Source organism: Corynebacterium sp. Marseille-P3884, from assembly GCF_017942225.1.
GTDB lineage: Bacteria > Actinomycetota > Actinomycetes > Mycobacteriales > Mycobacteriaceae > Corynebacterium.
Genome location: NZ_JAGKSD010000005.1, coordinates 18,615 through 38,500, shown reverse-complemented (window position 1 = coordinate 38,500; position 19,886 = coordinate 18,615). Strand labels below are relative to the sequence as shown.

Below are 19,886 nucleotides of genomic sequence, written 5' to 3'. Positions count from 1 at the left end.
CCGTCATTCTAGGTTCGAGTCCTGGTGGGGAAGCTTTTTTATCGCCCGGACTATGTTCTACCCAGGGGGTTCGATGGCTGACCAGCCGCAGAATGTTCCGATGCTTGCCGGGGTGCTCACCCAGGCGATGACCGACCCGAAACTGAAGGGTCTGCGCAAGCGGGTGGGGGAGCCGTCGCTGCATGTCACGGGCATTGACCAGGTGCGTCCGTGGGCGGCCGCGACAATCGCGCGCGAAACGCCCGTGCTGCTCGTCACGGCGACAGGACACGAGGCGGAGGATCTCGCGGCGGAGCTCGGCGCGTTGCTCGGCGCGGAGAAGGTCGCGTTGATGCCGTCGTACGAGACGTTGCCGCACGAGCGCCTGTCGCCCGCCGCGGACATCGTGGGCCGCCGCAACAAGGTGCTGCACGAGCTTGCGGAAACATCGGTGGTGGTCGCGTCCGCGCGCGCGACGTGCCAGCCGGTGCTGCCTGCGGTCTCGCCGATCGTCGTCGAGCACGGCGAGGAGTACGACTTTGAGGAATTCACCGCTTCGCTCACGTCGTTCGCGTACGACCACGTGGACATGGTCTCGGGCCGCGGCGAATTCGCCACGCGCGGCGGCATCATCGACGTCTTCCCGACCACGGCCGAGCACCCCGTCCGCATCGAGTTCTGGGGCGACGAGGTCACGGACCTGCGCACATTCGCCGTCGCGGACCAGCGCACCATCGACGATATCGCGCGCGTCGAGCTTCATCCCGCGCGCCAATTGCTTATCGACGAAAGCGTTAAGGCCGCCGCCTCCTCCCTCATCGAGGCCCACCCCGGCAACCGGACCCTGGTCGAGCTGCTGACCCGGATTTCCGACGGGTCGTACGCCGACGGCATGGAGGCGCTTAATCCGGCGCTGACGGAGTCGTCGTACGCCGTGCTACCGGAGCTCATGCCGTCCGGATCTGTAGTGCTGGTGACCTCGCCGGAAAAGGTCCGCACCCGCATCTCCGACCTGCAGGCCACCGACCATGAATTCCTCGAGGCCGGCTGGGAAGCTGCCGCGATGGGTGCAGACGGACCCGTTGCTGCGGAGGGCCTGGATGTGTCGGCGAGCTCGTACCGTTCGTTCGAGTCCCTGGAAGTCTCCGCGCGCGAGGCGGGCAATGCCTGGTGGACGTTCGCACCGCCCGGCATGTTCGCCGACGGTGAAGACGATTCAGCGACGCTGCCGCTCGAATTCGAGCCAGCGCCCGCACCGAAGGGCGACCCGAAGCAGATCGAAGCGCTCTACGGTCAGGTGAAGATGCACCTGCAGAATGGCGGACACGCCGCCTTCGCTGCACCGGCAAGGGGAACCGTGGACCGCATGGCGGAGCGGCTACGCGAAAACGGCATTTCCGCGCGCGTGGCTACTCCGGGTCTTGAGCCCGTCGACGGCCAAGTCACTCTCTACCAGGCCTTGTCGCATGCCGGTTTGACCTTCCCCGGCCCGGGCCTGGTCGTGTTCACCGAGACCGACGTGACCGGCAACCGCGTGGGCGATATTGCAGGAGCCAAGCGCCGCGCCCCGCGCCGCCGCAACCGCGTCGATCCGCTGGCGCTCAAGCCCGGCGACTACGTCGTTCACGACACCCACGGCATCGGCCGGTTCGTGAAGATGGCGGAGCGCACCATCGGCACTGGCGACGATTCCTCGCGCCGCGAATACATCGTCCTCGAATACCAGCCGGCTAAGCGCGGCCAGCCCGCTGACCAGCTGTGGGTGCCCATGGAGTCGCTGGACCTGCTGAGCAAATACTCCGGCGGCGAGCAGCCGAGCCTGTCCAAGATGGGCGGTTCCGACTGGAAAAACACCAAGAAGAAGGCGCGCGCGGCGGTCCGCGAGATCGCGGGCGAGCTCGTGCAGCTCTACGCCAAGCGTGCGTCCGCGCCCGGCCACGCCTTCGCGGCGGACTCGCCGTGGCAGATCGAGATGGAGGACAATTTCCCCTTCGTCGAGACGGAAGACCAAATGGCCGCCATCGAGGCCGTGAAGTCCGACATGGAAAAGCCGACGCCGATGGACCGCGTGATCGTCGGCGACGTCGGCTTCGGCAAGACCGAGGTGGCTGTCCGCGCCGCGTTCAAGGCAGTCCAGGACGGCAAGCAAGTCGCGGTGCTCGTGCCGACGACGCTGCTCGCGCAGCAGCACTACACCACGTTCTCGCAGCGCATGGACGGATTCGGTGTGGATATCCGCGAACTGTCGCGCTTCACCAGCGCAGCCGACGCGAAGAAGATCATGGCCGGGCTTGCCGACGGCTCCGTCGACATCGTCGTCGGCACCCACCGCCTCCTGCAGACCGGCGTGCAGTGGAAGAACTTGGGCCTCATCGTCGTGGACGAGGAGCAGCGCTTCGGCGTCGAGCACAAGGAGCACATCAAGGCGCTCAAATCGCATGTCGACGTTCTCACCATGACCGCCACCCCGATCCCGCGCACCCTCGAGATGTCGCTGACCGGCATCCGTGAGATGACATCGATCACGACTCCGCCGGAAGACCGCCACCCGGTGCTCACTTACGTGGGCCCGCAGGAGGACAAGCAGGTCGCTGCCTCCATCCGCCGCGAGCTGCTTCGCGACGGCCAAGTCTTCTACATCCACAACAAAGTCTCCGACATCGAGAAGACTGCCCGCCACCTGCGCACCTTGGTTCCCGAGGCGCGCATCGTCGTCGCCCACGGCCAAATGGGGGAGCAGCTCCTCGAGCAGACGGTGCAGGGCTTCTGGAACCGCGACTTCGACGTCCTCGTCTGTACCACCATCGTGGAGACCGGCCTGGACATCGCCAATGCGAACACCCTCATCGTCGAAAACACTCAGAATATGGGCTTGAGCCAGCTGCACCAGCTGCGCGGTCGCGTGGGACGTTCCCGCGAACGCGGCTACGCCTACTTCCTGTATCCCAAGGACAAGGTGCTCACCGAGACCTCCTACGACCGCCTGGCCACCATCGCCCAGAACAACGACCTCGGCGCGGGCATCGCCGTCGCGCAGAAGGACCTGGAGATGCGCGGTGCCGGCAACGTCCTCGGTGCCGAACAGTCCGGCCACATCGCCGGCGTCGGCTTCGACATGTACGTTCGCCTTGTCGGCGAGGCAGTGGAGACCTTCAAGGCGCTCATGTCCGGCGAGGTCGTCGATGCCACCGACCAGGGCCCGAAGGAGATCCGCATCGACCTGCCTGTCGACGCGCACATCCCCGAGTCCTACATCAATTCCGAGCGCCTCCGCCTGGAGAGCTACCGCAAGCTCGCCGCCGCCCGTGACGACGCCGAACTCGCCCACGTCTCCGACGAACTCGTCGACCGCTTCGGCGAGATGCCCGAGGAAGTCCAGCGCCTCTTCGCCGTCGCGCGCCTGCGCCACCAGGCCCGCCGCGCCGGCGTCGCCGACATCACGATGCAGGGCACCCGCCTGAAATTCCACCCGGTGGACATGCCCGATTCCAAGCAGGTGCGCCTCAAGCGCCTCTACCCGGGATCCAATTACCGCGCCGCCGCCAAGGCAGTCCAGGTCCCGTTCCCGCGCGAAGGCGGAGCCAAGAAAGCTCTCAACGCGCCCAACCTGCGCGACGAGGAGCTGTTGCAGTGGATCGCGGACTTCTTAAGCGAGATGTTTGACGTGGAGGAGATCGATGTGCGGGGAGCGGGCGTCGATAAGCCTGCGAAAAAGCGGGTCTTTTCCGTCAGCGAGTGATGATGAGGGGCATCACGAGCAGCATCGCCGTGCTCCACGTCAGGTGCACGGCGATGGGGGAGTAGAGACGTCCGCTCCGTGAAGCCTCGTAGAAGCACACCGCGCCGAGCACGCCCGCTGCGAAAACGAGCAACGGCACGCCCATGGCGATGGTGACAGCGCAGTAAATCAGCGTGGACACGATTCCCACACCGAGCTCTGAGAGCCTCCCACGAAGTTGCTTCGGCACCGCGTCGCGGTAGACGAGCTCCTCGCCGATGCCGTTGATGATGAGAACCGTGAGCGTGGGTACCCACCCGCCCGCCTGCGGCATGTTCAACAGCTCCTCAACGGGCCCAGCGAGTAACGGAATCCGGCGCACCACGAGCGCCCCGCCCATGAACACCAGCGCCAACACCGCGCCGATGCCGGCGCCGCGCGCAATATCCGCTCCCGCGGGGCCTGTGAACGCCGAGCGGTCGCCCCACATCCACCACGCCGCCGCGTACACCGTGGCCGTGACCACCGTGAGCGCGTAGAAGACCGGCGTGCCGTCACCCGCCTGCCGAGCAAAGAACAGCCCCAGTCCGCCGAGCACGCACGAAAGGAAGAGCGGCCACAAGGGAGCAGAACGAGTCGTCATGATGGAGCAATTATATGGACGCGCGGGGCAGTGACGTACACTCATTGACCATTACGCCCCTATAGCCCAATTGGCAGAGGCAGTCGACTTAAAATCGATTCAGTCAGGGTTCGAGTCCCTGTGGGGGCACGATTTCTTTCAGCGCGCCGGGTCAATGACGTGAAGTGTTAGCGGCGCAGTCGTCAGGCGGTACGAGCCGGGGGCAGTGTCGAGGACCGCCAGGAATTCGTGGCGCAGCGTCCGGTCGACGCTGACCGTCAGGTGCGGGCCGGAGTCAGGATCGTCGCCGTATGCGACGCCGGGGGAGTGAGCGGGAACGAACCGTGCCCACGCGTCATCGCCGACGACAGCGAAGGGGCGTTCGTACGCTAACCGCCACGTCATGGCCCGGAGCAGATGTACCGCGGTGTGGGTGGTCAGGTCGATGCGCCCCGATGCGTCGACGGTGAAATAGCTCGAGGACACCGCCGCGATGGAGGAGCCGTCCCTCTTGGTGAGGGAGGTAAGGGGGTGGGCAAAGGTGGCGTCGATAAGCGATGAAGCGCGGTCGTGTGGACCGATGCCGAGCGGTAACCTCTCGCCGAGCAAACCTGCGAATTTCAGCGGGTCCCACCGCAGAGCCGCATCGAGCTCGTCTTCGGTGACGGGCACCGCGTCGATGAAGCGAACCCGGCCCGTCGGCGCGCTGAGCAGCGGAACGATCGGATCCGCGACGAAAATGAAGCCCGTCAGCGACGAACCCTCGCACACCGGCGCGCGCAGATCCATGTAATGGCCTGGCTCGATCGGGTTGCCCGACGCGCGGCGGTAACGCGCAAGCCGCCGCAGCCTATCGACGGGCCACCGATCCGGCGCCCCCTCCGCGACAGCCGGCGTGCGCAGCGTCAACTCACCTTGCGTCCCCGCAACGGGCGCCGACGAACGCGTGCCCGACAACCCGTACGTCACGAACAAATAATGCGGCAACGGCTCCTCAAGCCGATACACGAGCACCGCGATCTCGTCCGTGAACGTCAACTCCCCGTGGACCTCAACCGGCGGTTGACCTGCGACGCTTTCTAAGTGCGCGAGCAGATAATCCCCGCCCGTCGGCTTCGCCGCGCGCCCGAGAAAACCCCACCTTATGCCCATGCCCTCATACTATTTTGACGCGCGCGGGAACGAAACAACAAGACGATGCGTTGAACAGTATGATCGGTGATCGATTCGACCAGCGCTTGGAGATCGTGAACAACACCGTGACCGACCACGCGCACACGGCGAAAAACGAAAGGAACTCGAGAAGCGTGAAATCCAACAACCCCGTCCTGACGCGCCTCCCGCAGGCCCAAAATAACACCGGGTACGCCCAGCCCCAGGCCGGCTACCCGCAGCAGTCCCCGTACGGCCAGGCACCGGGCTTCGGCTACGGCCAGCCGCAGGGATATGGCCAACCGCAGGGCTACGGCCAGCAGCAGGGCTACGGCGCACCTGCTGAGCGCCCCATCACGGTCGACGACATCGTGAGCAAGACCGGCATCACCCTCGCCGTGATCGTCGCATTCGCAGTGATCAACTTCGGCCTGGGTTTTGTTAACCCGGTCATCACGATGGCGCTGACCTTCATCGGTGCGATCGGCGCTTTCATCACTGTCTTGGTCCACGCATTCGGCAAGAAGTACGGTTCTGCGGCAGTGACCCTGATTTACGCCGCGTTCGAGGGCTTGTTCGTCGGCGGCTTCTCCATGGTCATTGCCGGCTTCACCGACGACGGTTTAGCCGCGAACATCATCTTCCAGGCGATCCTGGGCACCTTCGGCATCTTCGGCGGCATGCTCTTCGTTTACAAGACTGGCGCTATCCGCGTCACCCCGAAGTTCACGCGCATCATCACGGGCTGCATCTTCGCCGTCGTCGTGCTGGCCTTCGGCAACCTGTTGATGTTCATCTTCACCGGTATCTCCCCGCTGCGTGACGGTGGCCCGATCGCGATCGGCTTCTCCATTGTTTGCATTGTGATCGGTGCCCTGAGCTTCCTGTCCGATTTCGACACCGCCGACAAGCTCGTTCGCTCCGGTGCGCCCGCCAAGATGGCATGGGGCGTGGCGCTCGGCCTGGCAGTGACCTTGGTCTGGCTCTACACCGAGATCCTCCGCCTGCTGTCCTACTTCAGGGATTAGTCCTCACCCGAGGCGGTTTCCGCGGCTCGCGCTTTACGCGTGGGCCGCTTTTTTGCATGCTTATCGACGCTTCCCGCCCTGCTTTTGCCCGTTTTCACCCCTTGTGACCTGCTCGTTTGGGCAATGTCTACTGAAGTAGACATCGTTTGGTGGATCTCGGGTTGCGCGCGGTTTAACGTTTGTGCTGTGAACGATTTTGACGCGTTTCTAACAACACTCGGCAGCCCCATGGACATCCTGGCCGGTTTCGACCGTCAGGCTGCTCAGGCTGCCGGCGTCAAACCCACCACCTACATTGAGTGGGAAAAAGCCCACGAGACCTACTTCGGCGCAACCCGCTCCACCCGCAAGCAAGCCCACGCAGTACGCATCGCCCGCGAAACCGGTAAATCACTGGACCAGATCCTGTTCATCGAGCAGCAAGTCCGCCCGTTGGGTACCGAGAAAGAAAAGTGGAAGATCCGCCTCGCGTTGCTGTCTGTGCGTGGGAACTACGAGACGTTGAAACGCCGCGCGAAAGACATCGTCCCCGAGGTGGATACGCCGGCACCTGAGTCATCAGTGCGGTTCGGTAAACCTAGGAAAGGCAAGCGCACCTTCAGTGCTACTGGTGATGCGCGGGATATCGCTGCTCTTGAGTACGCCCTGCGCCAAAAACTCGACGCCAACCGTCCTGAGGGCCCGCAGATGTATGAGGCATTTCATGACCTGCTTCACAAGGATGGGGCTGTTGCTGATGCTGTTCCACGCCCGTTGGTTCAGATCCCGCTGCCGGATTACATCTCGATCCTCGGCGGCCAAGGCGATGACACCATCCTGGGGTTGTCGGACGGCACCACGATGACTGGTGCGGAGTACCTCACTCGGTTCCACGGGTCCGACTTGGAAGTCGCACTCTTTCACCCACAGGCAGGCCCGGTGAACCTGTACAGCACGAAACGGTTCGCTAATAAGAAACAACGTGATCTCGCTCGGGCAACACTGACGACGTGTCCTGTACCGGATTGTCGGCATGCTGCTGATAACTGCGAGGTCCACCACATCGAACCCTGGGCCCGGGGTGGACAGACGAATATGAACAACCTGTCGGTGTTGTGCAGGTATCACAACCGCACCAACGACGATGCCCCCGACCGGACAAACAGGGGTCGAATACAGGTGCGCGATGGGACACCGACATGGGTTTCACCGCGCGGAACACCAGTACCGAACAGCACACACCAATACGGTGCCATGCACCTACTGTTCGGGAAATAGCGAAAAGGCCGCAGACAAGATCTGACCACGCTTATTGCGTGAATCAGGCATGTCCACGGCCAGTTCGGCGCGCCCTAGTAGAAGTACGTGGGCGAGGTGGGACTAAAGCTGCGCGGGTGTGGCCTCGGTAGGCTCACCCGGCTCGACGACGTCCGGCTCGCCAGCGTCGGTGACTGCTGCATCGGTCGCAGTGGCGTCGGTGGCGTCCACTGCCACAGAGGAGGTCGCAGTTTCCGTCTCGGTCTCGGTAGCTACCTCGGTGGCGGTTGCGGTGGTGGTAGCCGTGCCGGTCGCGGAGGACTGGCCAGCGCTCGGCAGGGAATCAGGGTCCTGGCTGGTGGCGGTGTCGACCTTCTGATCCGAATCCTTCTGGTGCGGCGGGGAGCACGCGGTCACAGCAAAGGCGGTGGTGGCGGCGAGAGCGAGGGCGGCAACTGTGCGGGAAAAGCGGGAAGTCACTGCGGGGTCCTTATCCTTAACGAGTGCGTCGAAACGCGATGAAATGCTTCTGTGCGGGCGTTCTATTTCGCGCGCGGGGTCTTGGCCTTAACCGAATCATACGGGTTCGCGGATTCGATGGTGACGGAAATCTCGCGGCCGTTCGGTGCGGTGTAGGTGCGGGTTTCGCCTTCGGTGGCACCGAGAACGGCGGCGCCGAGAGGGGACTGCTCGGAGTAGGTCTCCAGGTCCTTGTTGTCGGTCGACGCGGCGCGGGTGCCGATGAGGAAGGTCTCCTTATCGTCCTTGTCGCCGTTGTAGTAGACGTGGACGACGGAGCCGACGACAGCCATGCCGTCGACGACACCTGCGCGCTCAGTGGTGGAATTAGCCAGCAGCTCGGAGATCTGCTTGATGCGGGCTTCTTCCTGGTCCTGCTGCTCGCGGGCGGCGTCGTAGCCGGCGTTCTCCTTGAGGTCGCCTTCTTCGCGGCGCTCGTTGATTTCGGCGGCGATCACCGGGCGGTTGTCGATGAGCTGCTGCAGCTCGGCCTCGAGCTTGGCCTTCATTTCCGGGGTGATGTACTGCTGCTGCTTGTCAGCCATGGAGTTCGGACCCTCGTTTCCTCACGGTCGGTTGCTTATTCGTTCGGATATTAACATGAGCATCGCTTATCGACGCCTCCTACCTCGCCTCCACGAATTCCGTATCAGCGTCGAGGAATGACGGGATCGTGGTGGAGCATCCGTACACGCCTCCTGAGACGGGGACATCGCGGACGGGAATGTCGACGTACTTGCGCATCTCTTTCTCTCCGCCGGCGGGGATGACGATGTCGCGGCGACCGATCTCGGCGTGCTCGTAGTTCAGGGAAGTAATGATGCAGTAGCCGGGAACAGCAGGGTCATTGCGGGACACGTCGAACCAGACGCGGGAGGTGGATTCGTCGATACGCTCATGCGCGACGAGGTTCGCTGTGATCGGTTCGGCGCGGCGCTGCATGATGTAGCGGCCAGCGAAAACCACGATGAGCACGACGAACAGCACGCTAATGACCGCGATGATGCGTCCCGCAGTGATGGACGGCGCGGACTTCTCGGAGGCGCTGCCGTAGCGGGCGCGGGTGTCGTCCGGGGTTGTGGCGGACGAGGAATCGGGCTCAGCCACTGAGGGTTCTCTTTCTGATGAGGTGAGGTACTAAACTTGTCTCGCGATCAACCTTAACCCCAAGTAGAGGTGGAACACTAAGTGACGGGATACCGTTTGCTGGCCATTCACGCGCACCCGGACGACGAGTCCAGTAAAGGCGCGGCGACGATGGCGAAATACGCCCACGAGGGCAACCGCGTCAAGGTGCTGACCTGCACCGGCGGGCAACGGGGCGACATTCTCAATCCGGCGATGGACCGGCCCGGAGTCATTGAGCGGATGACGGAGATCCGCCGCGAGGAAATGGCGACGGCTGCTGCTGCGCTGGGCATCGAGCACGAGTGGCTCGGGTACGAGGATTCCGGCCTGCCGGAAGGCGACCCGCTGCCGCCGCTGCCGGAGGGCTGTTTCGCACTCGAAGACCCCGTCGAAGTAGCGAAGGTCGTGGTGGGCAAGATCCGGGAGTTCCGCCCGCACGTGATCATTACTTACGACGAGAACGGTGGTTATCCGCACCCGGACCACATCATGGTGCACAAAATCTCCATGATCGCGTGGGAGGAAGCCGGCAACCCGGACTTCGCACCGGAGCTCGGTGAACCGTGGACTCCGTTGAAGCTCTACTACAGCCACGGCTTCGTCGCCCAGCGCATGCGCCTGCTTCACGACCGCCTCGTCGCCGACGGCAAGCCCAGCCCCTACGAGCCGATGCTCAAACGCTGGGAGGCCAACGCGTCCGACATCATGCAGCGCGTGACGACCCAGGTGGAGTGCGGCGACTATTTCAGCAACCGCGCTGAAGCGCTCACGGCGCATGCGACCCAGATTGACCCGGCTGGTGCGTTCCTCGCCAGCCCCGTCGACGTGCAAAAAGAGGTCTGGCCAACCGAGGAGTTCGAGCTCGCGCAAACCCGCGTGCAGACCTCGCTGCCGGAAACGGACCTGTTCGCCGGGATTGAAGGAGAATGATGATGGGGACCGACGCTCTGACAGGCTCGCTGACAGGCACGGTGACAGTGCTCGCGCAGCAGATGAATAAGGACGCTCCGGTCGGCCCGGAGTTCGGCAAGGCGGAGCCGATCGGTGCGCTCATCGTGGTGAGCATGATGGTGGTCATCCTGCTTCTCGGATGGGCGTTTCACCGCCGCCACTCGCGCTTCAACCGCCGCAAGCGCTTCGCGGAGGAGCGCGGCTTGGACGTCTTCGACGAGAAGGCGGTCGACGAGGCGATGGAAGCTGAGGGGCTTCTGGACCGCCGCAAGAAGTCGTTCTTCTAGTTTCGCCACCCGCCTAACCGGCTTCGCAGAGTAAGCTTGTGCGCGTGATTATGCTCGACCGGCTCCTGTACCCGCTCTATGAGAAGCGGCTGAAGCGCGAGCTTCTCGACGACAGCGTTAGCCGCCCCGCACACATCGCCGTCATGGCAGACGGGAACCGTCGTTGGGCGCGCGAGGCGGGGTTCACCGATATTTCCCACGGTCATCGCGTCGGCGCGGCGAAGATCGGGGAGTTGGTGCAGTGGTCGGCGGAGATGGGGGTCGATGTCGTCACGATTTATCTGCTGTCCACGGAGAATCTCTCCCGCACGGCAGAAGAGGTGCAGCTGCTATACGACATCATTTCGGGAGTCGTCGACGAGCTGTCGGGTGACGAATACGAGGCGCGCATCCGCCTCGTCGGGCATCTGAACCTGCTGCCGGAAAAGGTGGCTAACCGGATGCGTTCCGCGGCGGCAGCGACGGAGGACAAGACCGGCATCGTCGTCAATATCGCAGTGGGTTATGGCGGCCGCCAGGAAATTGTCGACGCCGTGCAGAACTTCATCACAGCCAAAGTCGCCGAGGGAGTCCCCGCGCAGCAGCTTGCCGACGAAGTCTCCGTCGAGTCCCTCTCCGAACACCTTTACACCTCTGGCCAGCCGGACCCCGATCTAGTGATCCGCACCTCTGGCGAACAGCGTCTTTCCGGTTTCTTATTGTGGCAGTCGGCGTATTCGGAGATCTGGTTCACCGACACGTATTGGCCGGCCTTCCGCAAGATCGACTTCCTGCGCGCGCTGCGCGACTTCTCGCAGAGGTCGCGCCGGTTCGGTAAGTAGGGCGTCGACAAGCGTGCTTTTAAAGCTTGCGCATGCGCACACGCTGAACTGAATGATCCGCTGCTTTCGACAGGACCAGTGAGGCGCGCACACGCGTCGGCTGAATATTCTCGACGAGGTTCGGCAGGTTGATTGTCTGCCAAATGCGACGTGCCTCCGCCGCAGCTGCCTCGTCCGTGAGGTCGGCAAACCGCGCGAAGTGCGCGCCCGGCTCGCGGAACGCCGTGTTCTTCAGCTTGATGAAGCGGTCGATGTACCACTTCTCGATGTCCGTCGTCTTCGCGTCCACGTACACCGAGAAATCGAACAGATCCGACACCATGAGCGTCGGGCCCGTCTGGAGGACGTTGAGCCCCTCGAGAATGAGAATGTCCGGGTGATCCACCACCTGGTACTCGCCCGGAATGATGTCGTAGGCGTCGTGGGAATAGACCGGCGCCTTGACATTGTCGCGCCCCGCCTTGACCTCCGTGACGAAACGCAGCAGGTCGCGTCGGTTGTAGGACTCCGGAAAGCCCTTCCTCGTCATCAGGTTGCGCTCGCGTAACTCGGCGGCGGGAAGTAGGAAACCGTCCGTGGTCACGAGATCCACGCGCGGGTGTGAATCCCACCTTTGCAGCAGCGCCTGAAGCACGCGCGCCGTCGTCGACTTGCCCACCGCGACGGAGCCCGCGATACCGATGATGAACGGCACGTGCCCCGGGTTCTCCCCGAGGAATGTCTCCGTCACGGCTGTCAGCTTCTGGCGTGCGCGAATCTGCAGATGAATGAGACGCGACAACGGCAAATAAATCTCGGCGACCTCCTGGAGCCCCATGCTCTCGCCGATGCCGAGGAGCTGCTCCAGGTCGTCTTCGTCGATCACCTGGGGCATCGTGTCGCGGAGTTGACTCCACGCGTCGCGCGGGAAATCCAGGTACGGGCTCGGGTCTGCGGGTCGCGGCATGGCCACCATTGTTGCACTCGCCGGCGGAAACTTTGGCTTATGGGGCGTGTCGCGTGCGCGGTAGTGCATACTGGCGGAGAACTGCCGTACGGAAAGGAATCCCGGAACATGACTGAAGATCTCCGCTACCAAGACCTCGCGTCGCTCGACCCGGACGTCTACGAGCAGATTCTTGGGGAGGTGTCCCGCCAGCGCAACACGCTCGAGATGATCGCGTCGGAGAATTTCGTGCCGCGCGCCGTGCTGCAGGCGCAGGGCTCCGTGCTGACGAATAAGTACGCAGAGGGGTACCCGGGGCGCCGCTACTACGGTGGCTGCGAGAACGTCGACGTCATCGAGGACATCGCCCGCGACCGCGCAAAGGCGCTTTTCGACGCCGAGTACGCCAACGTCCAGCCCCACTCCGGCGCCCAGGCGAATGCCGCCGTCCTCCACGCACTGATCAAGCCCGGCGATACCATCATGGGTCTGTCCCTGGCTCACGGCGGGCACCTGACGCACGGCATGAAGATCAACTTCTCCGGTCGTCTGTACAACGTTGTGGCCTACGAGGTCGACCCGGAGACCATGCTCATCGACATGGACAAGGTCCGCGAGCAGGCTCTGGAGCACCGTCCGAAGGTCATCATCGCCGGCTGGTCCGCGTACCCGCGCACTGTCGACTTCGCTGCGTTCCGCGCCATTGCCGATGAGGTCGGCGCGTACCTGTGGACGGACATGGCGCACTTCGCGGGTCTTGTCGCTGCAGGTCTGCACCCGTCGCCGGTGCCGCACTCGGATGTCGTGTCCACCACGATCCACAAGACGCTCGGTGGCCCACGTTCTGGCATGATCCTGGCGAAGCAAGACTACGCCAAGGCACTCAACTCCGCTGTCTTCCCGGGGCAGCAGGGCGGTCCGCTCATGCACGTCGTCGCGGCGAAGGCGACTGCGCTGAAGATCGCGGGCACGGAAGAATTCAAGGACCGCCAGCAGCGCACACTCGACGGCGCGCGCATCCTCGCTGAGCGCCTCACCGCATCCGATTGCAAGGAAGTCGGCGTTGACGTGCTCACCGGCGGCACCGACGTGCACCTCGTCCTCGCGGACCTGCGCAACTCCGAGCTCGACGGCCAGCAGGCAGAGGATCTGCTCCACTCTGTCGGCATCACTGTTAACCGCAACGCCGTGCCGAACGACCCGCGTCCGCCGATGGTCACCTCCGGCCTGCGCATTGGCACGTCAGCTCTTGCGACCCGCGGTTTTGACGAAGCAGCATTCACCGAGACCGCAGACATCATCGGTACCGCGCTCGCACAGGGGAAGAATGCGGATGTGGAGGCGCTGAGGGGGCGCGTCGATAAGCTTGCTGCTGAATTCCCCCTCTACCCGGACCTGGAAGACTGGAAGCTGCTCTAAGCCTCCCGCTCTTCGGCGTGTGAGCGGCGCGCCTCGGAGAGCCACGCCGGCTGATCGCTAAGGAGCGTCTTGATCTCCTGGGTGGTCAGCGGCTTATCCATGTCGTTCTTCTTCAGCGCCGTGATCGAAATGCCCAGCTTGCGCGCAACCTCCGGGCGGGGGTGAGGGCCGTTTGCGCGCAGCTCGGTGAGCCATGACGGCGGGTTGTCCTGCAAATCGCGCAGTTCAGCGTGCGTGACGCCGCCATCCTGGAATTCCTGCGGGGTTGCCGGCAGATAAATGCCGAGTTTCTTCGCTGCGGTCGCGGGCTTCATCGCTGTGCTTGACGGCTGTTCGCTCATGCCCAAACGGTAGCATCGGGGCATGCTGCGTCTCGCCTTCGTCACCGGAACCGAGCCCGGAAAATGGTTCGCACGCTACCGCGACACCACCGTTCACGGCCTCGAGGAGATCCCCAGCGACGACCCATTCGCATCGCTTATCGACGACACCGCCCACCTCGCCCTCCTCCGCCTTCCCGACCCCCGCGTCGGCGAGCCAGGGGAGCAGTTCCATCAGGTGCGTCTCTACGCCGAGAAACCCGGTGTCGCTGTCCCCAAAGACTCCGTGTACGCCGAGGTCGGCGAAGCTGTCCGCCCAGATGATCTTGCCGACGAGCACGTCAACTACCGCTTCATTCCGGGTGCGGGAGAGGGGCTTGAGTCTGGCTCCGGGGTGCCAACAGGCTCCTCCATCGACGAGCTTCGCACCGCTCTCCAGGTCGTTGCGGCGAACGTCGGCATCGCCTACGCGCCTGCGCCGCTGCTGAAAGTCCTGTCGAAGAAGCAGGTTGTGGTGCTTGAAGTCCGCGGAAACGGCGGGGGAGCGGAAGGCCCAGCGGCGGGTGGAGAAGCTGCGTCGGAGATCGCGTTGGTCTGGAAAGTCGACCAAGATTCGGAGGCGATTCAGGATTTCGTCGGGGTGGCGAAAGGGAGGACGAGGAACACGTCGAGGGGCGGCGGGGGAGCGTCGAAAAGCGTGCGAAGCTCAACGAAATCAAACCGTAAAGTAAACGGCAAAAACCGTGCGCAGCGCAAGGGGTACGGAAGAAATCACCCTAAAAAAGGGGTGTGTAAACGTCCTTGGTGACCAAATTTCTGCATAATGGTGAACGGTCAAGATTAGGAATTGTATTTAGAGAGGAATTTTTATTCATGAACCGCAAGTTTGGCGCAACCGTTGCTGCTCTGGCACTGACCACCGGTCTCGTAGCCTGCTCTGAGGGTGAAGGTGACGTGGAGAAGGTCGAGGCCACCGAGACCAATACCGTGACCGCTTCTGAGGACGCTGGTGCTTCCGGCTCCGAGTCCGAGGGTGCAGACGCTTCCGAGTCTGAGGGTGCTGGCGCAGGCGCTGCTGACGGCGACACCACCGAGCTGACCACCAAGGACGGCGAGAAGGTCGTTGTTCCGTCCAAGGCTGCTAACGCTCAGGAAGAGCTGGGCCTGGGCAACTGGGGCGACCCGATCAGCGTCGAGACCAAGGATGACGGCGCTACCCTGATCGAGTACGACGCAGATAAGAACATCGTCTACTCCGAGGAGACGGGCGCTGTGCCGCTGGTCGGCATGATCGCTGAGACCTGGAAGAAGGACGGCGGCCTGGACAACGAGATCGGTCTGCCGCTCAAGGCAGAGGACAAGCGCGACGATAACAACGGCTGGATCCAGGACTTCCAGAACGGCACCATCGAGTGGCTCGAGGAGAACGGCGAGTTCGGCGCTAAGATCAGCTAGCTAGCTGCGCCGATCGGCGCGTCGTAGGTTTAACGGAAGTTAACCTTACATCGATGTAATTTACACTTTGCTCCCCTAGTGTGGCAGGTGTCAGGTACCGCGAAGAACGGTCCTGGCTACCACCAACCGCACTAGGGGAGCAAGTTCATGTTTGACCCTTCTGTTAGCAATCTCGACACTGCCGGCGCTCGAATGGAAAGCGCCGGCCACAATCCGGAACAACTCACCTCACCCACCGCACTGAAAACATATGTGCTGGATACATCGGTTCTTCTGTCCGATCCGTGGGCGTTGAGGAAGTTCGCGGAACATAGCGTCGTCCTTCCGCTCGTGGTCATCACGGAACTCGAGCAGAAACGTCATCACCCAGAGCTTGGCTGGTTCGCCCGCCAAGCTCTTCGCTTTTTGGAGGACATGCGCTCCGATTACGACCGACTGGATGAGCCGATGCCGGTCAATATAGACGGGGGCACTGTCCGCGTGGAACTGAACCACCAGGACCAGTCGAATCTGCCGGCCGCGCTGCGCGGTCCGGAGAACGATAACCGCATTCTCGCCTGCGCCTACAACTTCATGCAGGAGGGCAATGACACGGTTCTGGTGACCAAGGATGTTCCGCTGCGCGTGAAGGCGGGCGCTGTGGGTTTGGCTGCGCAGGAGTACCGCGCGCAGGACGTTGTGTTGACGGGCTACACAGGTATGGCTGAGCTGGAGGTCTCCGGGGAAGAGATCGACGAGCTGTATGCCACTGGGTTCGCGGCGATCGACACGGGCGACTTGCCGGTTCACTGCGGGTTGACGCTGAACGCGGGGTCGCAGTCGGCGCTTGCTCGCGTGGCGCCGAGCGGCGGGGTCAAGCTCGTGCGCGGCGACGCGGACGCGTTCGGGTTGTCGGGCCGGAGCGCGGAGCAGCGGGTCGCGCTCGATCTGCTTCTCGACGATACGGTGGGCATCGTCTCCATCGGCGGCCGCGCCGGCACTGGTAAGTCGGCGCTGGCTCTGTGCGCTGGTCTGGAGTCGGTGCTGGAGCGCGGGGAGCACAAGCGCATCATCGTCTTCCGTCCGCTGTATGCGGTGGGCGGCCAGAACCTGGGCTACCTTCCGGGCGACGAGATGGAGAAGATGAATCCGTGGTCGCAGGCGGTGTATGACACGTTGGAAGGCGTCGTATCGGACAATGTGCTCGACGAGGTCGCTTCGCGTGACCTGCTCGAGGTGCTGCCGCTGACGCACATCCGCGGGCGCAGCCTGCACGACGCGTTCGTCATCGTCGACGAGGCGCAGTCGCTGGAGCGCAACGTGCTGTTGACGGTGCTGTCGCGCTTGGGTCGCGGCTCCCGTGTGGTGCTCACTCACGATGTCGCACAGCGCGACAATTTGAGGGTGGGGCGCCACGACGGTGTGCAGGCAGTGATCGAGAAGCTGAAGGGCCAGGATCTCTTCGCGCACGTGACGCTGACGCGTTCGGAGCGTTCGCCGATCGCGGAGCTGGTCACAGACTTGCTCGAGGACCATGCTTAAGCGCGCTGACATGCACGCTAGGCTGCCGATTCACAGGTAGGGGAGGGCGGTTGTACGATGGTCGCCATGTCGAATCGCGATTTCACGATCCGCCCGATCCGCCCTGAGGATTACCCACAGGTCCGCGAAATCTACGAGTCTGGTCTGGGTACAGGCCACGCTTCGTACGAGACGGAAGGGCCGACGTGGGCGAAGTTTGCCACCAACAAGATCATTGAGACGGTGTTCGTCGCCGTCGAACCGGATGACGACGATAAGGTGCTTGGCTGGGTCGCTGCCGCGCAGGCGTCGACACGCTCGGTGTTCCACGGCGTCGTCGAGGACTCGATCTACATTCACGAGGATGCGCGCGGCCGCGGCGTGTCCGGCGCGCTGCTGGACAAGCTCATCGAGACGTGCAAGGCGCTGAATAAGTGGTCGATCCACTCGTGGATTTTCCCGGAGAACGAGGGCTCGGCGGGGCTGCACGTCTCGCGCGGTTTCGTCAAGGTGGGCACGTACCACCAGATGGCGAAGATGACGTACGGCGAGCTCGCCGGCACCTGGCGTGACACGGATATCTACGAGTTGCTGTTGCCCAAGCCAGGCAAGGAGAACTAAAAGCAACGCTTATCGACGTCGCCCTGCTACTCGATTGTCTCCTTTAGCGTGTCCTCGTGAACTGGTACGAGGAGAACCGCCGCTGCCACCACGAGAGGGATGAGCAGTAGGAAAATGGGGGTCAAACCGTCGTTGTAGGAGGTCGAGATGGCGTCGTGAAGCGGCTGCGGCAATTGGTTAACGGCGCTTGGCGTCATTGATTGAGTGCCGCCATCGTTGAATGATTCAGCGTATTTCGCGCCTTCCGGGCCGAGCGCGGCGAGCGCACCCGGGAGGCGCTCTTCCATATTCTGCTGCATGTTGTGGATGAATACGGTGCCCACGACCGACGCGCCGACGGACATGCCGATCTGGCGGAAGAAGTTGTTCGCGGCGGTGGCGGTGCCGACGACGGCGATGGGGAAGGAGTTCTGGACGATGAGGATGAGCACCTGCATGACCATGCCGAGGCCGAAACCGTAGATGAAGATGTACAGCCCGAGCGTCCACAGGCCGGTGTCGACCGTGAGGCGTGACAGCAGGTAGCAGCCGAGAGCGACGACGCCGAGGCCGACGATCGGGAAGATTTTGTAGCTGCCCGTGCGGCTGATCAGGGCGCCGATGCCGATGGAGGTGAGGATCATGCCGCCGACCATCGGGATCATCATCAGGCCTGCCTCCGTGGGAGTCATGGAGTGGACCATCTGCAGGTAGGTCGGCAAGTACGCCATGACGCCGGTCATGGAAATACCCAGCACGACGCTGGCGGCGGTGGTCAGCGCCATGTTGCGGTTGCGGAACAGGTGCATCGGCACCAGCGGGTCTGTCGCACGCAGTTCGACGACCACGAAGAGCGCCGCTGCGACAGCCGACGTGACCAGCAGTCCGACGATGCGCGGGGAGCCCCACGGGTACTGCAGCCCGCCCCATGTCGTGGCGAGAATGAGCGTGGAGGTGGACACCGCCATGAGTGTCGCGCCGAGCCAGTCGAAGCGGAAGCCGTCGCGGTTGCCTTTGGAGAGGTCGAGGACGATCGAGGCGACGGTCATGGCGAGAAGACCGAGGGGGATATTCATCCAGAGGCCCCAGCGCCAGCCAGGACCGTCGGTGAACCAGCCGCCGAGGACGGGGCCGAGGACGGAGGAGATTCCGAAAACAGCGCCCATCACACCCATGTATTTGCCGCGCTCGCGGGCGGGGACGACCTCGGCGATGATCGCCTGAGAATTGATCATCATGGCGCCGGCACCGAAGCCTTGGACGGCGCGGCCGATGATGAGCAGCGTCATGGTGTTGGCGAATCCGCCAAGGGCGGAACCGATGATGAAGAAGGCGATGCCGGAGATGTAGAACCATTTGCGGCCGAGGCCGTCGCCAAGCTTGCCGTAGAGCGGGAGCGCGATGGTCATCGTGACCATGAAGGCGGAGATGACCCAGCTCATGTGCTCGACACCGCCGAGTTCACCGACGATGGTGGGCAGCGCGGAGGAGAAGATCATCTGCCCGAGCGAGCTCATCAGCATCGTGATGAGCAGCGCGGTGAAGACGAGGCCGACGTTCGGGCCTTTGTGTTGGGTGTCTACCATTCGAGCCTCCTGGCGTAATCGGTGATGAAGGATGCGGCGCCGCGGACGTTGTCGCGGAGGTCGCAGTGGGCGGTGATGCTGACGGCGCTTTGGACGATTTCGATGATCGCGTGGATCTCTGCATTCACTGGCTGGTCGGGCAGGAGCCGGTCGCCGGGAAATGACTCGAAGTGTTCTTCTAGCGCGCCGGCGATGGCGGTGAAAGTGGTGCGCCGTCGCGTGAGTGCGAGAGCGGCCAGGGTCGGGTTCGCGACGAAAATCGCGCGCCGGCGTTCGACGGTGGCGTGGTCGGGAATGTCGCTGCACGGGTGGCTCGTCGCGGAAATGATGAGGTCGACGAGGTTGTCGGCTTGTGTTTCGGCGATGCGGCGTAGAGCGTCGTCGGTGACGGTGAGCGGGGCGGGGCCGAGTACGGCTTCGTCCTTACCGTCCATGTAGTTGAAGAAAGTGCGTCGCGAGATGCCTGCTTTGGTGCAGATATCTTCGACGGTGACGTTATCGAAGCCGTGTTCTTCGACGAGGTCGGTCGCGCTCTCGACGATGCGTTCGCGAGTTTCGCGACGCTTAAGTTCTCTATCCACGAGCAGCAAGAATACACCCAGTGCAAAAAAGCGCAAGAGCGCGCTTATCGACGCCCCAT

General features: G+C 63.2%; 20 protein-coding genes and 1 tRNA gene. 12 read left to right on the top strand and 9 right to left on the bottom strand.

Annotated features, from left to right (window positions below):
* Positions 1 to 100: 100 nt before the first annotated feature.
* Positions 101 to 3,718: a transcription-repair coupling factor gene (gene mfd, locus J5Y21_RS04075; RefSeq protein WP_210573296.1), complete on the top strand. Its 3,618-nt coding sequence runs from the start codon at positions 101 to 103 to the stop codon at positions 3,716 to 3,718.
* On the opposite strand, the gene J5Y21_RS04070 is transcribed toward mfd, so the two are convergent.
* Positions 3,708 to 4,340 (bottom strand): type II CAAX endopeptidase family protein, encoded by a 633-nt coding sequence (locus tag J5Y21_RS04070; RefSeq protein WP_210573095.1) that lies wholly within the window; start codon positions 4,338 to 4,340, stop codon positions 3,708 to 3,710. The two genes, mfd and J5Y21_RS04070, sit on opposite strands and share 11 nt — an antisense overlap.
* Positions 4,341 to 4,395: 55 nt before the next feature.
* Here J5Y21_RS04070 and J5Y21_RS04065 point away from each other — a divergent pair.
* Positions 4,396 to 4,469: transfer RNA gene (locus J5Y21_RS04065), tRNA-Leu, on the top strand.
* Between the two features lie 9 nt (positions 4,470 to 4,478).
* Here the strand turns inward: J5Y21_RS04065 and J5Y21_RS04060 are convergent.
* Positions 4,479 to 5,471: a suppressor of fused domain protein gene (locus J5Y21_RS04060; protein ID WP_210573093.1), complete on the bottom strand. Its 993-nt coding sequence runs from the start codon at positions 5,469 to 5,471 to the stop codon at positions 4,479 to 4,481.
* 155 nt (positions 5,472 to 5,626) lie between these two features.
* On the opposite strand from J5Y21_RS04060, the gene J5Y21_RS04055 reads away from it, so the two are divergent.
* Both J5Y21_RS04055 and J5Y21_RS04050 read left to right on the top strand, forming a co-directional pair.
* Positions 5,627 to 6,499, top strand: coding sequence for a Bax inhibitor-1/YccA family protein (locus J5Y21_RS04055; RefSeq protein ID WP_210573091.1), 873 nt, complete (start codon positions 5,627 to 5,629; stop codon positions 6,497 to 6,499).
* A 186-nt stretch (positions 6,500 to 6,685) separates the two neighbouring features.
* Positions 6,686 to 7,756, top strand: coding sequence for an HNH endonuclease signature motif containing protein (locus tag J5Y21_RS04050; protein WP_349236930.1), 1,071 nt, complete (start codon positions 6,686 to 6,688; stop codon positions 7,754 to 7,756).
* Between the two features lie 102 nt (positions 7,757 to 7,858).
* Here the strand turns inward: J5Y21_RS04050 and J5Y21_RS04045 are convergent, their stop codons facing one another.
* The 3 genes from J5Y21_RS04045 to J5Y21_RS04035 form a co-directional block, all read right to left on the bottom strand.
* The gene (locus J5Y21_RS04045; RefSeq protein WP_210573085.1) at positions 7,859 to 8,215 is read right to left on the bottom strand and encodes a hypothetical protein; all 357 of its coding nucleotides are present in this window, start codon (positions 8,213 to 8,215) and stop codon (positions 7,859 to 7,861) included.
* Between the two features lie 62 nt (positions 8,216 to 8,277).
* The gene (gene greA / locus J5Y21_RS04040; protein ID WP_210573083.1) at positions 8,278 to 8,799 is read right to left on the bottom strand and encodes a transcription elongation factor GreA; all 522 of its coding nucleotides are present in this window, start codon (positions 8,797 to 8,799) and stop codon (positions 8,278 to 8,280) included.
* Between the two features lie 79 nt (positions 8,800 to 8,878).
* Positions 8,879 to 9,361 carry a DUF4307 domain-containing protein gene (locus J5Y21_RS04035; RefSeq protein ID WP_349236929.1) on the bottom strand — a complete coding sequence of 161 codons (483 nt, stop codon included), beginning with the start codon at positions 9,359 to 9,361 and terminating at the stop codon, positions 8,879 to 8,881.
* An 81-nt stretch (positions 9,362 to 9,442) separates the two neighbouring features.
* Between J5Y21_RS04035 and mca the strand changes: the two genes are divergently transcribed.
* Genes mca through J5Y21_RS04020 form a run of 3 tightly spaced genes read left to right on the top strand, consistent with a single transcriptional unit; the run spans position 9,443 to position 11,441 of the window.
* Positions 9,443 to 10,312 (top strand): mycothiol conjugate amidase Mca, encoded by an 870-nt coding sequence (mca, locus tag J5Y21_RS04030; RefSeq protein ID WP_210573080.1) that lies wholly within the window; start codon positions 9,443 to 9,445, stop codon positions 10,310 to 10,312.
* Positions 10,312 to 10,620, top strand: a complete 309-nt coding sequence (locus J5Y21_RS04025; protein WP_210573078.1) for a hypothetical protein — start codon at positions 10,312 to 10,314, stop codon at positions 10,618 to 10,620. The genes mca and J5Y21_RS04025 overlap by 1 nt, the downstream gene beginning before the upstream one ends.
* A 44-nt stretch (positions 10,621 to 10,664) precedes the next feature.
* Positions 10,665 to 11,441: an isoprenyl transferase gene (locus J5Y21_RS04020; RefSeq protein WP_349236928.1), complete on the top strand. Its 777-nt coding sequence runs from the start codon at positions 10,665 to 10,667 to the stop codon at positions 11,439 to 11,441.
* A 19-nt stretch (positions 11,442 to 11,460) separates the two neighbouring features.
* On the opposite strand, the gene coaA is transcribed toward J5Y21_RS04020, so the two are convergent.
* Positions 11,461 to 12,387: a type I pantothenate kinase gene (gene coaA, locus J5Y21_RS04015; protein ID WP_210573076.1), complete on the bottom strand. Its 927-nt coding sequence runs from the start codon at positions 12,385 to 12,387 to the stop codon at positions 11,461 to 11,463.
* A 108-nt stretch (positions 12,388 to 12,495) separates the two neighbouring features.
* On the opposite strand from coaA, the gene glyA reads away from it, so the two are divergent.
* The gene (glyA, locus tag J5Y21_RS04010; protein WP_210573074.1) at positions 12,496 to 13,785 is read left to right on the top strand and encodes a serine hydroxymethyltransferase; all 1,290 of its coding nucleotides are present in this window, start codon (positions 12,496 to 12,498) and stop codon (positions 13,783 to 13,785) included.
* On the opposite strand, the gene J5Y21_RS04005 is transcribed toward glyA, so the two are convergent.
* Positions 13,782 to 14,126 carry a DUF5997 family protein gene (locus tag J5Y21_RS04005; protein WP_210573072.1) on the bottom strand — a complete coding sequence of 115 codons (345 nt, stop codon included), beginning with the start codon at positions 14,124 to 14,126 and terminating at the stop codon, positions 13,782 to 13,784. The two genes, glyA and J5Y21_RS04005, sit on opposite strands and share 4 nt — an antisense overlap.
* Positions 14,127 to 14,148: 22 nt before the next feature.
* On the opposite strand from J5Y21_RS04005, the gene J5Y21_RS04000 reads away from it, so the two are divergent.
* From J5Y21_RS04000 to J5Y21_RS03985, 4 genes are all read left to right on the top strand, one after another.
* Entirely contained in the window at positions 14,149 to 14,913 is a 765-nt protein-coding gene (locus tag J5Y21_RS04000; protein WP_210573070.1) for a LysR substrate-binding domain-containing protein, read from the top strand.
* Between the two features lie 65 nt (positions 14,914 to 14,978).
* Positions 14,979 to 15,560 (top strand): hypothetical protein, encoded by a 582-nt coding sequence (locus tag J5Y21_RS03995; RefSeq protein ID WP_210573068.1) that lies wholly within the window; start codon positions 14,979 to 14,981, stop codon positions 15,558 to 15,560.
* A 192-nt stretch (positions 15,561 to 15,752) separates the two neighbouring features.
* Positions 15,753 to 17,081 (top strand): PhoH family protein, encoded by a 1,329-nt coding sequence (locus J5Y21_RS03990; RefSeq protein WP_210573293.1) that lies wholly within the window; start codon positions 15,753 to 15,755, stop codon positions 17,079 to 17,081.
* A gap of 66 nt (positions 17,082 to 17,147) precedes the next feature.
* A complete protein-coding gene (locus tag J5Y21_RS03985) occupies positions 17,148 to 17,681 on the top strand; it encodes a GNAT family N-acetyltransferase (RefSeq protein WP_210573066.1) in 534 nt (177 codons plus the stop codon).
* A gap of 26 nt (positions 17,682 to 17,707) precedes the next feature.
* Here the strand turns inward: J5Y21_RS03985 and J5Y21_RS03980 are convergent, their stop codons facing one another.
* A complete protein-coding gene (locus J5Y21_RS03980; RefSeq protein ID WP_210573065.1) occupies positions 17,708 to 19,246 on the bottom strand; it encodes an MDR family MFS transporter in 1,539 nt (512 codons plus the stop codon).
* Positions 19,240 to 19,827 (bottom strand): TetR family transcriptional regulator, encoded by a 588-nt coding sequence (locus J5Y21_RS03975; RefSeq protein WP_349236927.1) that lies wholly within the window; start codon positions 19,825 to 19,827, stop codon positions 19,240 to 19,242. The genes J5Y21_RS03980 and J5Y21_RS03975 overlap by 7 nt, the downstream gene beginning before the upstream one ends.
* Positions 19,828 to 19,886 lie beyond the last annotated feature (59 nt).

Bases quoted from the DNA above. Each gene is read 5' to 3' on its own strand.
- mfd (WP_210573296.1), top strand. From the start codon at position 101: ATGCTTGCCGGGGTGCTCACCCAGGCGATGACCGACCCGAAACTGAAG.
- J5Y21_RS04070 (WP_210573095.1), bottom strand. From the start codon at position 4,340: ATGACGACTCGTTCTGCTCCCTTGTGGCCGCTCTTCCTTTCGTGCGTG.
- J5Y21_RS04060 (WP_210573093.1), bottom strand. From the start codon at position 5,471: ATGGGCATAAGGTGGGGTTTTCTCGGGCGCGCGGCGAAGCCGACGGGC.
- greA (WP_210573083.1), bottom strand. From the start codon at position 8,799: ATGGCTGACAAGCAGCAGCAGTACATCACCCCGGAAATGAAGGCCAAG.
- J5Y21_RS04025 (WP_210573078.1), top strand. From the start codon at position 10,312: ATGATGGGGACCGACGCTCTGACAGGCTCGCTGACAGGCACGGTGACA.
- coaA (WP_210573076.1), bottom strand. From the start codon at position 12,387: ATGCCGCGACCCGCAGACCCGAGCCCGTACCTGGATTTCCCGCGCGAC.
- glyA (WP_210573074.1), top strand. From the start codon at position 12,496: ATGACTGAAGATCTCCGCTACCAAGACCTCGCGTCGCTCGACCCGGAC.
- J5Y21_RS04005 (WP_210573072.1), bottom strand. From the start codon at position 14,126: ATGAGCGAACAGCCGTCAAGCACAGCGATGAAGCCCGCGACCGCAGCG.
- J5Y21_RS04000 (WP_210573070.1), top strand. From the start codon at position 14,149: ATGCTGCGTCTCGCCTTCGTCACCGGAACCGAGCCCGGAAAATGGTTC.
- J5Y21_RS03995 (WP_210573068.1), top strand. From the start codon at position 14,979: ATGAACCGCAAGTTTGGCGCAACCGTTGCTGCTCTGGCACTGACCACC.
- J5Y21_RS03990 (WP_210573293.1), top strand. From the start codon at position 15,753: ATGGAAAGCGCCGGCCACAATCCGGAACAACTCACCTCACCCACCGCA.
- J5Y21_RS03985 (WP_210573066.1), top strand. From the start codon at position 17,148: ATGTCGAATCGCGATTTCACGATCCGCCCGATCCGCCCTGAGGATTAC.
- J5Y21_RS03980 (WP_210573065.1), bottom strand. From the start codon at position 19,246: ATGGTAGACACCCAACACAAAGGCCCGAACGTCGGCCTCGTCTTCACC.